The 11,829-nt window shown below is 45.9% G+C and carries 11 protein-coding genes; 7 read left to right on the top strand and 4 right to left on the bottom strand.

The window, feature by feature from the left end:
- The 5 genes from JHC35_RS09120 to JHC35_RS09100 form a co-directional block, all read left to right on the top strand.
- Nucleotides 1-435, top strand: a 435-nt coding sequence (locus JHC35_RS09120; protein ID WP_295044519.1) for a type II secretion system protein, incomplete at its 5' end; no start/stop codon positions are given.
- A gap of 12 nt (nt 436-447) precedes the next feature.
- The gene (locus JHC35_RS09115) at nt 448-2,319 is read left to right on the top strand and encodes a primosomal protein N' (protein WP_295044517.1); all 1,872 of its coding nucleotides are present in this window, start codon (nt 448-450) and stop codon (nt 2,317-2,319) included.
- 30 nt (nt 2,320-2,349) lie between these two features.
- Nucleotides 2,350-3,411, top strand: coding sequence for a flavodoxin-dependent (E)-4-hydroxy-3-methylbut-2-enyl-diphosphate synthase (gene ispG / locus JHC35_RS09110; protein WP_295044514.1), 1,062 nt, complete (start codon nt 2,350-2,352; stop codon nt 3,409-3,411).
- Nucleotides 3,412-4,860, top strand: coding sequence for a replicative DNA helicase (locus JHC35_RS09105; RefSeq protein WP_295044512.1), 1,449 nt, complete (start codon nt 3,412-3,414; stop codon nt 4,858-4,860).
- Nucleotides 4,861-4,994: 134 nt separating this feature from the next.
- Nucleotides 4,995-6,257 (top strand): ComEC/Rec2 family competence protein, encoded by a 1,263-nt coding sequence (locus JHC35_RS09100; protein ID WP_295044510.1) that lies wholly within the window; start codon nt 4,995-4,997, stop codon nt 6,255-6,257.
- Here the strand turns inward: JHC35_RS09100 and JHC35_RS09095 are convergent.
- From JHC35_RS09095 to JHC35_RS09085, 3 genes are read right to left on the bottom strand one after another with little or no spacing between them, the layout of a single operon-like run.
- A complete protein-coding gene (locus tag JHC35_RS09095) occupies nt 6,204-6,965 on the bottom strand; it encodes a YihY family inner membrane protein (RefSeq protein ID WP_295044508.1) in 762 nt (253 codons plus the stop codon). The genes JHC35_RS09100 and JHC35_RS09095 overlap by 54 nt on opposite strands.
- Nucleotides 6,966-7,013: 48 nt before the next feature.
- The gene (locus JHC35_RS09090; RefSeq protein WP_295044506.1) at nt 7,014-8,399 is read right to left on the bottom strand and encodes an FAD-linked oxidase C-terminal domain-containing protein; all 1,386 of its coding nucleotides are present in this window, start codon (nt 8,397-8,399) and stop codon (nt 7,014-7,016) included.
- Between the two features lie 2 nt (nt 8,400-8,401).
- The gene (locus JHC35_RS09085) at nt 8,402-9,196 is read right to left on the bottom strand and encodes a plasminogen-binding N-terminal domain-containing protein (RefSeq protein ID WP_295044504.1); all 795 of its coding nucleotides are present in this window, start codon (nt 9,194-9,196) and stop codon (nt 8,402-8,404) included.
- 123 nt (nt 9,197-9,319) lie between these two features.
- On the opposite strand from JHC35_RS09085, the gene JHC35_RS09080 reads away from it, so the two are divergent.
- Both JHC35_RS09080 and JHC35_RS09075 read left to right on the top strand, forming a co-directional pair.
- On the top strand, nt 9,320-10,513 hold the full coding sequence (locus tag JHC35_RS09080; protein WP_295044502.1) for a peptidoglycan DD-metalloendopeptidase family protein: 1,194 nt from the start codon (nt 9,320-9,322) through the stop codon (nt 10,511-10,513).
- A gap of 9 nt (nt 10,514-10,522) precedes the next feature.
- Nucleotides 10,523-11,080: an NUDIX hydrolase gene (locus JHC35_RS09075; protein WP_295044500.1), complete on the top strand. Its 558-nt coding sequence runs from the start codon at nt 10,523-10,525 to the stop codon at nt 11,078-11,080.
- 38 nt (nt 11,081-11,118) lie between these two features.
- Here JHC35_RS09075 and JHC35_RS09070 read toward each other — a convergent pair.
- Nucleotides 11,119-11,829, bottom strand: a 711-nt coding sequence (locus JHC35_RS09070; RefSeq protein WP_295044498.1) for a TonB-dependent receptor, incomplete at its 5' end; no start/stop codon positions are given.

Genomic DNA, 11,829 nt, shown 5'->3' with positions numbered 1-11,829 from the left:
ATGATAGAACTTGTGTTTGTCATTGTTGTTATAGGAATTTTATCGGCTATAGCCATTCCCCGTTTAGCCGCGACGCGTGATGATGCCCAAATTGCCAAAGGGCGGAGTGATGTAGCTGCTATTCGTGCAGCTATCGTCAGTGAGAGACAAACTCGACTTTTAAAAGGTGAAACAAAATATATAGATCATCTCGATCACCAGGATGAGGCATCTGCAGACGGTGATATATTATTTGATAATAACGGTAATGCAACACAAATATTGCTGCAATATGGTATCGCTTCTGGTTCTACCAACGGGCATTGGCGTAAAACAGCTACAGATACTTATCAATATAAAGTATTAGGAGCTGATACTCAATTTAAATATACGCAAGCTAGCGGTACCTTTGATTGTAATCATGCGGATGCAGGCTGTCAGCGCTTAACCGAATAATAATAATTGGGTGTGAATTATTTTTATGCTATAGCCCTTTTGGGCTCCCCACTTGAACCTCTTATCTATCAATCAGAAATATCTCTTTCTACTGGTGCGGAAATACAAACCCTTCTCTCTAATCGTCTTATTCGAGGGGTTGTGATCGCCCAATGCGAAAAACCCGATTTTACGACCCAGCCTATCGGTGAAATCACTCCGTTTGTTTACTCCGAAACGCAAATTAAAATAGCCCATTTTATCCGTGATTATTACGGGTGTTCGCTCGGGGAAGCGTTGAATTTGTTTGTGCCGTTTTCCGTTCGCCCTGAGCATGTCGAAGGGCAACGGTTCATGGTTCGACTGGCTCACCACGAACGTACAGCTGTTAATATCACCCTCTCCGAAGCTCAAACCCAAGCGCTTGATTTTGTCCGTTCGCACAGTGTCTCTCTCCTTTTTGGTGATACGGGGGCGGGGAAGAGCGAAATCTATATGAAGCGGATGGATGAGATACTGAGTCAGGGGAAACGGTGCTTATTGCTCCTCCCCGAAATCTCTCTCACCCCCCAGATGGAAAAACGATTTCGTAACCATTTCGGGGATGCGGTGGTGCTGTGGCATTCGAAGATGACCCCGAAACAGAAGAAAATGACGCTGGAAAAAATCTATGATGGCTCGGCATATATCATCGTCGGTCCCCGTTCGGCCCTCTTTTTACCTGTCTGTGATTTGGGATTGATTGTGGTGGATGAAGAACACGATGAGAGCTACAAATCCTCATCCCGTCCACGCTATAACGCGCGGGATATGGCGGTCTATATCGGCAATCTTCTCAAAATTCCCGTGGTACTCGGAAGTGCTACGCCGAGCCTCTCCAGCTATGCGAAATATCCGTTTTATCGTTTACGAGGAGGCTATTTCAAATCACGGCGGAGATTTCTCTTTGAACCCTCCTTTGAGGCGTTGACACCGAGTATTGACGCTAAAGTGATGGAGAACCATGCTTCGGGACATCAGGGGATTGTTTTTATCCCGACACGGGCGAATTTCAAATATACGGTGTGTGACTCGTGCGGCTACCATGTGGAGTGTCCGTTTTGCAGTGTGGGGATGAGTCAGCACAAAAACTCTCGCGCACTCAAATGTCACTATTGTAACTACACCGAAGTGCTCCCAAAAGTGTGTCCGAAGTGTCAAAGCGGTGCGCTACGGACAACGCGGCTGGGAACGGCAGAAGCGGTGGAACATTTTAAAGGGTTGAGTGAAGAACTGCGGGTGCAGCAGTTTGACCGTGACGTTATCACGACCCAAAATAAACTGATAAAAGCTCTCGAAGCGTTCAATAACCGAGAGATTGATCTGCTGGTGGGGACTCAGATGCTCTCCAAAGGGCACGATTATCACGATATTACCCTTGCGGTCGTGATGGGGATTGATAATCTCCTTTCTCAAAGCGATTACCGCGCACGGGAGAAAGCGTTGTCATTGTTGATTCAGATCGCAGGACGGAGCGGACGAAAACAAGATGCCACGGTGCTTGTGCAGAGTTTTCATGAATCGTTTTTCCGAAGCTATTTGGACGATTACGAGCAATTTTTGATCGATGAGATGAAAATCAGAGCAGATCGCTATCCTCCGACGAAAAAGCTGGCCCGTCTCCTGTATGCCCACAAAAACGGCATAAAAGCCAAAGGAGAGATGGAAAAGGCCGTTGAACAGTTGGAACAGATTGGACAAGTACAGATTGTTGGATTTGGTGCATCGCCTATCGAGAAGATCGCCGATAAATACCGTTTTCAAATATTGCTTCGAAGTGACAAAAGTACCGATCTTATCCGCGCCATCAAGCAGATTAGATCACCGCTGTGTGAAATCGATATGGACCCCATAGAGTTTACGTAACTTTAACATCCAAAAAGCTACAATCTAGTCATGATAAAACGATACCCAACTAAACAAATTTTTGTCGGCAATGTCCCTATCGGCGGTGATGCACCTATCTCGGTACAGTCGATGACCTATTCACGCACTGCGGATGTAAGTGCAACGGTAGAGCAGATCAACCGTCTCCATTTCGCCGGATGTGACATCGTCCGTGTCGCCGTTCCCGATGAGGATGATGCCCACGCGCTCAAAGTGATCAAAGAGCAGATTTCTCTCCCTCTCGTCGCTGACATCCATTTTAACTACAAGCTTGCCCTCATTGCGGCAGAGAGTGTCGATTGTATCCGTTTCAATCCTGGAAACATCGGTGAAAAATCCCGTATTCGCGAGATCGTCAAAGCGTGTCAGGAACGTAACATTCCGGTGCGTATCGGAGTCAATGCTGGGAGTTTGGAAAAAGAGTTTGAACAGCGTTACGGCGCTACGGCAGAGGGGATGGTTGCCTCGGCAGAGTACAACATCAAATATCTCGAAGATTTGGGATTTACCGACATTAAAATTTCTCTCAAAGCCAGTGACGTACAACGTACCGTTGAAGCGTATCGGATGTTACGTCCGAAGAACAACTATCCGTTTCATCTGGGTGTGACGGAAGCGGGGACGGTGTTTCACGCAACGATCAAAAGTGCTATCGGGTTGGGGACACTGCTACTCGAGGGGATCGGCGATACGATGCGTGTTTCGATCACGGGAGAACTCGAGGAGGAGATCAAAGTCGGCCGCGCGATCCTCAAAGACAGCGGAGTGGCCAAAGAGGGCCCCAATATCATCTCGTGTCCGACATGCGGACGGATCGAAGCCGATTTGGTCAGTGCGGTCAGTGTGATCGAAGCGCGGGTCAAACATATCAAAAAACCGCTCGATCTTTCCGTCATGGGGTGTGTCGTCAATGCCATCGGTGAGGCGAAACACGCCGATGTCGCGATTGCGTACGGGAAGGGCTCTGGGCTGGTGATGGTCAAAGGGGAAGTCGTTGCACGGTTGGATGAAGATAAATTGGTCGATCGCTTCGTCGAGGAGGTCGAAAAAATGGCACGGGAAGAGGATTAAATGGAGGAATCACTGTATAACTTAGCGTTTGAGCGTTCCGTTCTCAGCTCCATTATTTTTGACCCTGCGCAGTTTGATGAATTTGATGCGGTTCTGACACCGGAGGATTTTTATCTGAGTGCGCATCAGGAGATTTACCGTGCCATGCTCTCTTTGGCGCATCGGGATCTTCCGATCGATGAGGAGTTTATCCGTAAAGAGCTCACGGCAAAACAAAAATTCGACGAGCGGGTGATGGTCGAAATCCTCACCGCCAATCCGATTGCCAATACCAAAGCCTACGTCCAAGAGATCAAAGACAAAGCGATTAAACGTCATTTGTTGACCCTTACGACGGAGATCAAACGTGTTACTCTCGAAGAGGAGTTGAGCGGAACCGATGTGGTTGATTTGGTGGAGAAAAAGCTCTATGAAATCACCCAAAGTTCCCAAGCAACCGATTTTAAAGATGCTCCGGCTATAGCGGATGAGACTTTAGCTTACATCGAAGAGATGAAAGCACGCGGCGATTCGGTGCTCGTCGGGGTTGATACGGGGTATGCCGAGCTCAACAAAATGACGACCGGTTTTGGGAAGGGGGATCTGGTTATCATCGCCGCTCGTCCGGCGATGGGGAAAACCTCCTTTGCTCTCAATATGGTTCAAAATCTCCTCGATAAAGGGAGAGGGGTTGCATTTTTTTCGCTGGAGATGCCGGCGGAACAGCTGATGCTACGTCTGCTGAGTGTTCAAACCTCAATCCAGCTTCAGCGTCTCCGTGTAGGGGATATGAACCCTCAAGAGTACAAACAGCTGAGTGATGCGGTGGATAAAATGCGGCGATCCAAGCTGTTCGTCGACGATCACGGTTCGATCAATATCCATCAGCTCCGCTCCAAACTCCGAAAGCTCAAATCCCGTCATCCAGAGATTGAGCTTGCCGTCATCGACTATCTTCAAATCATGAACGGGACAGGGGGAAAAGATCGTCACCTCGAAGTGAGTGAGATCTCAAGGGGGCTCAAAATGCTCGCCCGTGAGTTGGAGATCCCTATCGTCGCCCTCTCTCAGCTCAATCGTGGACTCGAATCACGTGCCGACAAACGTCCGATGCTGAGTGACATCCGCGAATCGGGTTCGATTGAGCAAGATGCCGACATCATCCTCTTCGTCTACCGAAACGATGTCTACCTCTACAAAGAGGAGAAAGAGCGGGAGAAAGAGGCGATCAGTGCAGGAAAAGAGTTTATCTCTAAATACGTCGAAAAAGAGGAAGAGGAAGCTGAGATCATCATCGGTAAACAGCGTAACGGTCCGACAGGGCATGTAAAACTGATGTTTCAGAAAAAATTCACCCGCTTCGTCGATCGTCCGACATTCGGTGCGGCACAAATTGTCTACGAGACGATTGATACCAAAAGTGCGACGATGAATATCATTGAAGATAATGTATCGATGCCGATCATTTAAATAGAAAATCTCCGCTATCCAACGCATAGAGCCGTTTCGAAGGCAGTAGTGCCGAGAGGAACGTAGCGTTCTTGGATTGCGGTATGATCTTTTGGTGCTTTTCTGACTAAACAGAAAAGTACAAAGGAGAGGGTGTGTCCAAACTCGAACGTATCGACCTTTTTGACCGAAAAAGCGGTGCTCTTTTCGCTCTATTTCTCCTCATAATCGCTTCCTTGTCTCTCTCCTATGAGTATTATCAATTTACCAAATTCAAAACTTTTGATGATCCTCTGATTCATGCGTCTGTCGTCGATCAAGAAGTACGGCAGATCGGTGAACAGCCCAGAACCTCTATGAAACTACGCTTGGAAAACGGTGCAAGTGTTCGGTGCGTGATGTCTCCGTATCTGCGGGATTTGCGGGGACGGGACGTTTTGATCGAATTGCAGGTAGCCAAAGTGAGTTTTTTAGACTATCTCAAAGGATTCCGTACACGGGGAGTGATTATGGAGGTATATCCCTCTTTGAGCCTCAAAGAGCGATGGTATCGTACTATTGCGTCACATCATAGTGATCAATGGATGAAAGAGCTCTATGGGGCACTTTTTGTCGCTACTCCCATGTCGCAGGAGTTTCAAACGTTGGTTGGAGCGATGGGGCTGAGTGCAGCATTATCGATCAGCGGGTACCATTTTGGTATTTTGAGTCTGATCGCCTATTTTTTTCTTAGAAGGCCCTATCGGTGGATGCAAAATCGCTATTTCCCCTATCGGCACGGTAATCGTGATCTGTTTTGGATCGTTGCGCTATTTCTTTTTTCGTATTTGGCCATTTTGGAGTTTAATCCGGCGATGGTACGCTCATACGGGATGATTATGGTCGGATACTGGCTCTATGATCGGGGGATAAAAATCGTCTCATTTCAAACACTCTTGATTGCCGTAGGACTCTTGCTGGCGTTTTTCCCGAGACTGTTTTTCTCCCTTTCGTTTTGGTTCTCATCGTTTGGGGTATTGTCAATCTTTGTGTTCATCCGCTATTACGAACATTGGAAGCCTTGGCAGATATTTTTGGCGCTCAACGTGTGGTGCTATCTCGTCCTTTTGCCGATTTCGTTAGCTATTTTCGGAACCTTCAGCTGGGCGCATGTGGGTTCCATTCCGATCAATCTCGTTTTTAATCTCTATTATCCGAGTGTCTTAGTGCTGCATCTCACTCCGTGGGGAGATCTATTTGATCCGTATCTTAGACAAATGTTTGAAGCAGCCGAGGTCAAATCGGTTGTGATTCCGATGTGGGTCGGAATTCTCAGTATCGCTCTGGCACTTGGGGCGATGTGGCGAAAAGAGGCGTTTTGGACATTAGGCGTTGTGGGACTCGCGACGTTGGGCAGCGCGATTTATCAGATAGCATAGTTTCATCCCGTAGATGACGATGATCCATGAGACATAGATCCATAAAAAGAAGAAAATGAGGGCGGAAAACGATCCGTACATCGTCGCGTACGTTTTGTTGTAAAAAACGTATTGGATAAAACTGTTTTTGGCAATTCCCCAAACGAGAGCTACGACAAATGAGCTGATCGCCGCTGCTTTAGGGGAGACTTCGGCATTGACCGCTATTTTGTAGATCAAAAAGAAGATGGCCCATAACAATAAAAACGGAAAAACAGAGAGGGTATGGAGTGCAAAACCGCTGATGTGAGCCTCCAAATAAGCTTTCATACTCATCGATGCGATCAGTGCGATCGGGGTGAGACTGATGAGTGTCCAATAGGTGGTGATAGCATCCCATATGCGGCGTTTAGAGGTTTTGAAAATTTTGCCCACAATATGTTCAAAGTTTTGAAAAAAGAGGAGGCTTGAGACAATCATCGTCGTAAACCCGATCACTCCGAGTTGTACCGAATTGCGAAAAAATGATTCGAGATAGCCCGCAATCGCTTCTGTTTGTCCGGGCATCATGTTCTCGAAAATAAAAATCTGAATTTTGGCGTATTGCTCGTTGAACACGGGAACGTTCGCGATCAAGCTAAGAGAGATAATGAGTAATGGAACCACCGTGAAGATGGTATAAAAGCTGAGACTCGACGCATAGACGGTGATGTCCCGATCAAAAAGCATTAGGAAAAAAAGCCGTATGTGTCGAACAATCGATTTTAAATTCATCGATTAATCAAGTCCCATTTTATTTGGGTTGAGGATATTATTGGGATCAAATGCTCGTTTGATGGATTGGAACAGTGCCATCTCTTCAGGGGTAAAGGCCATCGACATATACGGCGCTTTGGCCAACCCGATACCGTGTTCTCCGCTGAGGGTTCCTCCCAGATCGATAGTCGCCTGAAAAACCTCTTTGATCGCTTCATATCCGATTTTGACTTGTTCGGGATCTTTGCCATCCACCATCACGTTGGTGTGGACGTTGCCATCTCCGGTATGACCGAAACACGGGATATTGATGTTGTATTTTTTGGCAATGCCATCGAATTTTTCAAGAAGCTCGGGAAGTGCCGAGCGGGGAACGGTGACATCTTCATTGATTTTTTTGCTTCCGTAAACGGAGAGCGATTGACTCGCATTACGGCGGGCAAACCAGAGATCGGAGGCTTCTTGTTTGTCTTTTGCGATTTTGAACTCGCTGCATCCGTTTTCACGGAATACTTTTTCGACGAGACCGAGCTGAAAATCGAGATCCTCTTCGAGATTTCCGTCCACGTCAGTGACGAGAATCGCTCCCGCTTCGATCGGGAGACCTTTTTTATAGACTTGTTCTACGGAGCGGATTGTGAGGTTGTCCAAAAATTCCATGGCAACAGGGGTAACGCCGCTCGCCATCGTTTTGTAGACCGCTTCCATCGCGGCATGAACGGTTGGGAAAATTCCCATTGCCGTTTTGGTCATTTTCGGTTTGGAGAGGAGTTTGAGGGTTACTTCGGTCGTTACCGCCAGTGTCCCTTCACTTGCGATCAAGATTCCGGCGATGTTGTAGCCTGCAACATCTTTGATCGTCCGTTTTCCCGCTTTGATAATGTCCCCATTCGGAAGTACTGCACGGATCGCCATCACGTAATCTTTGGTGATTCCATACTTGGCAGCGCGCATACCCCCCGCATTTTCATTGACGTTTCCGCCGATGGTGGAGTATTCCTGTGATGCAGGATCGGGTGGATAGAAAAGACCCACCTCTTCTACCGCTTTTTGCAACTCCATATTCACAACGCCCGGTTGGACGATGGCAACCATGTTTTGCATATCGATCTCTAAGATTTTGTTCATATGCTTTTCAAACGCCAATACGATTCCTCCGTTCGCCGGAAGGGCTCCTCCGGTAAACCCGCTTCCCGCACCGCGCGGAACGATCACGATACGATGCTCATTGCAATATTTTAAAATGTCACTGACATCTTGTTCGTGACGCGGAAATAAAACGGCATCCGGCTCGAACCGTTCGCGTGTTGCATCGTAGCTATAGGCGATCAGATGGGCTTTGTCACTGTAAACGTTCTCTTTGCCGATGAGGTTGGTAAAAAAGTTGATAGCTTCTACGGAGAGCATCGTTATTCCTTGAAATCAAAATTGCGTAATAGTGCGTTATCAGAGCTAAATTTCGCTTTGTAGAGCTCATATAATTCTTTGTTTTTGGAATTGCTTAAAGCGATAATTTCAAGATAGTAGGGCTCGTAACTTTTTAAACTCGAACTCCCTTTTCCCCACCATGCTCCGCGAATAGTCGGTATTCGGGTATAAAAAGGGGTTCGCTCTTTTTCGGCAACTTTTGCAAATTGGGTTGTTTGAAGAAGAGTAAAGCTTTTGCAATCAAGGGTGAAGAGCTGATCAGCACTTTGGACATAAAGCAACCCGATCGAATTGGCGGTACAGTAGCTTTGAAAATCTTCAACCAAAGGTGTCTGATGACCTTCGTATGAGAGAAATGTCGCATAGTTATCTGGGTGAACCCATTCGACACCGCTGATACTTTTTGTGATTGCATCATAGGTATCATCATTGGGGGCAATAACGAGAGCCCGTTCGTAATCATAGGCCAAAACGGCAGTGTCTGAAGCTCTTGGTTGCCAATTCCCGCTTGGAAGAGCATCTTGGTGAAGTCCGGTGTAAGGGCTGATTTTTAGTATAGCACGGTGATCGGCAGGATTGCTTTTTTCAACCCGTGCATTGGCGATGATGGTGCTGTGGGCAGCATCGAATTGTCGTACGATAAAACCGCTCATACCATCGCGTAGGTTCTCGGCAGTAATCGTTGCTCGGTCTCCTTGAACTTCGAGGAGCGGGGCAGAAATAGATGAAGCGTTAAGTACGCCGCACGCGATAAGAGTCATAAGCCAGATGCGCATCATGGTAACCTTTTGGTAAAGTAGTTAATAGAGATTATAGCTTAACACATCTTTGTAAATGGATTTTTTGCTATCATTTAACTCTTTTTACTTTTTTAATGTGTATTTTGATCAAGGATGAGAATGGGTCGTTTGTTTCTTTTGTTATTGTTGCCCTTTCTCCTTTTTGCAAATACGGTAAAACCATTTAAATGGAATGACGGGGAGAGTTTTTTGACGTTTCTTGAGAGGAAAAAACTTCCTCTTACTTTGTATTATAATCTGGACAAAGAAGATCAGAAACTGACCGAAGATATACCCTATAATGCCAATTGTCAAATGGTGGTTGATGATAAGAAGTTTATCCACCAAATTTTGATCCCCGTCAATGATGAATTGCAGCTTCAAATTTTTCTCACTCCGAAACGACGTTACGATATACGGGTTGTCCCGATTGTTAGTCAGGAGTATACCGAAACTCTTTATGTTCCTATTCAAACCCTTCCGTACGATGATATTTTGAAAATGACCGGTTCTAAAAATCTTGCATCCGAGTTTGTCAAAATCTTCAAAGGGAGAGTCGATTTTAGAAAAGGGTTTAAAAAGGGGGATCCGATTGTTTTGGTATATACCCAAAAATATCGTCTCGGAAAACCGTTTTCGATGCCCGAAGTTCACGGTGCGATGGTAGAAATAAATGGGAAAAAAGTGACCGTATATCGTCACAGCGACGGTCGTTTTTATGATGAAAAAGGGGCTCAGTACGAGAAGTTTTTATTTCAGATCCCTATCAATAATCCCCGTATAACATCCGGCTTTACGAAAAGTCGTTATCACCCTGTTCTTCACTGCTACCGTGCTCATTTGGGCGTCGATTTCGGTGCGCGTCCGGGGACCCCGATCTTAGCAACAGGGGACGGTCATGTATGTTTTGCCGGTTCATCACGCGGTTATGGTAACACGATCAAAATTCGTCATAGCAACGGTTTGGTGAGTCTTTATGCCCATCAAAAAGCATTTCGAGCCGGTATCCATAACGGCTCTTCTGTCAAACAAGGGGAAATTATCGGGTATGTCGGGAATTCAGGATTGTCTTCTGGGCCTCATCTGCATTTTGGGATGTATGCGGGCAGTACCGCCATTGATCCATTGAGTGTTATGAAAAAAACAACCGAAGGATTTAGCGGAAAAGAGCGTAAGGCATTCCTCGCAATACGCGATAAAATGGATATGAAATTTAAAAAAGCACTGCAAGAAAAAGTGCTTCGAAAACCGTATTTCGATTTCCATGAAACGTATTACGTTGACAGCACAACCTTTAAACCTAAACCTTTCTAAGAAGCGGATATGATCAAAAACGTCACCATCGTAGCATGTGAAAATTCCGATTTTGTAAAGCCGAAGCGGATGAAATATCTCCAAAACGGTGTACCTAAAATCTGGGATATGGTCGAAGTGCACGACAGCGTTGCGATCCTCTTGTATCATGAAGAGCGTAATGCGTTGATTGTCGTCAAACAGTTCCGCCCCCCTGTCTATTTGAAAAACAATGACGGCTATACCTATGAGCTGTGTGCCGGAATTGTGGATAAAGCAAAATCGCTTGTAGAGATAGCACATGAAGAGATTTTGGAAGAGTGCGGTTATGATGTTCCTACAGAGGAGATTGAACGGGTTACCTCTTTTTACACAGCGGTAGGATTTGCCGGTTCGGTGCAGACCCTTTTTTACGCGAAAGTGAATGAATCAATGCGTGTCAGCAATGGTGGAGGGATCGATACGGAGTCGATTGAAGTTGTTGAAATTTCAGTGGAAGACGCCAAAAAATTTGCTATGGATGAGAGCAAAGCCAAAACACCGGGATTGATGTTCGGCTTTGGATGGTTTTTGGAAAATCAACTGTAGTTCCCGCAGGGTGCGGGAATTGACGAAACAGTTGTAGGTTAGAATTTGTAGCTGAGAGTTGCGTAAAGATTACGCCCAGGTTCATTAAGTACAAGAGGTTGTGCCCCTTCCATCAAGGTTGTGAGCCCGATATAGCTGTTGCTCACTGCATACGTACGATTAAAGAAGTTGTTGATTCCCGTACTGAGAGAAAATCCGTTACCAAAATCGGTAGCGTATTTGAGATTGAGAATACCATACCCTCTAATTGATTGTTCCCCGTTGTTTTGATCATAAGTTTGTGATTGTGCCGCAATCCATTCAGCTGCCGCATAATTTTTAGTATCATCAAATACTAAAGCGACTCTCCCTTTAAGCGGAGGAATATCGGCTAGATCTTTATCAGTCTGTGCTGCTGTACTCAATGCATCAAGCTGGGCAGTATCTTTTTTTGTCCCTATTTGATAAGCAATCCCCGAACTAAGTGACCACTCGCTGTTTATAAAATAATCGGCTGTGATGTCACCGCCAACAATACGTGCATCGATATTGGCATATGAAGTATTGGTTCCTGTCCCGGTTTTATAGGCATAGATATAATCTTTTAAATCACTGTAAAACAGTGTCCCTTTGAGGTGTAAATTACCCAAAGTTTGTTCAATTCCCATATCGATTTCACGATTGATAGTTTCATTTAGATTTGTGTTACCGATACCGCCTGCAAAATAGAGTTCTCTTGCATCGGGAACGCGGGAAGATTGCCCCAATCC

This window comes from Sulfuricurvum sp. (genome assembly GCF_022759005.1).
Taxonomy (GTDB): Bacteria; Campylobacterota; Campylobacteria; order Campylobacterales; family Sulfurimonadaceae; genus Sulfuricurvum.
This window is presented reverse-complemented; position numbering and strand designations above follow the sequence as displayed.